Origin of the sequence: Streptomyces sp. SID12501 (genome assembly GCF_010550245.1) — a bacterium.
Taxonomy (GTDB): Bacteria; Actinomycetota; Actinomycetes; order Streptomycetales; family Streptomycetaceae; genus Streptomyces.
The window spans coordinates 1-644 of record NZ_JAAGLU010000240.1 but is presented as its reverse complement, the minus strand read 5'-3'; the positions used below and the strand labels follow the sequence as shown (position 1 = coordinate 644).

The following is a 644-nucleotide window of genomic DNA, read 5'->3' as shown; positions in this document are numbered from 1 at the left end:
GGGTACAGGGGGCCGATCCTGGCAACCGTGGTTCGACTCCCACTCGAACAGTGATCGTGGAGCCGTTCCCGAGCACCGGTCCGGCACGAGGGGGGAGGGTGTGCGGCGGTCTGTCGGCGGGGCCGGCTCGTGCGCCGAGCGGGGGTCCAGCGGCGGTCTAGCGGAATCTCGCACTCTGGGGGATAAAGATCCCCATCGTGGCGGGAAGGGTTCCGGTCCGATTTTTCCGGACATTCGACCGGCGTCCCCGCGACCGCGAGCTCCCCCGACGCACCGACCGGGATCGTGGACCACATACCACCACCGGAGTTCCGTATGGCCGCACAGCCTTCGGCTGCCGCAGCAGCCCCCGCCCCCAGCAGGGCAACACTGTTCGTTCTTCTCATCGCCTCGACCCTGACCATCATGGCCGGAGCCGTGGTCGCACCGGTCGTCAGCGTCATCCGTGGCGATCTCGGGGTTAGCGGCACACAAGCCGGGCTGATCCTCACGGCGCACGGCCTGTCCCTGGCCATCGTCAGCCCGTTCGTCGGCTGGGCGATCGACAAGTGGGGCGTGCGCATTCCCCTGGTGATCGGTTTGCTCATCTACGGCGTGGCCGGCGGGGCGGGGCTGTCCTCGGCCGTGGACTCGGTGAAGGGGTC

General features: G+C 68.8%; 1 protein-coding gene. It reads left to right on the top strand.

All coding sequences use genetic code 11. From position 1 onward, the window contains the following. Positions 1–315: 315 nt before the first annotated feature. The coding region (locus tag G3I71_RS45485; RefSeq protein WP_164324803.1) for an MFS transporter at positions 316–644 on the top strand (329 nt) is incomplete at its 3' end.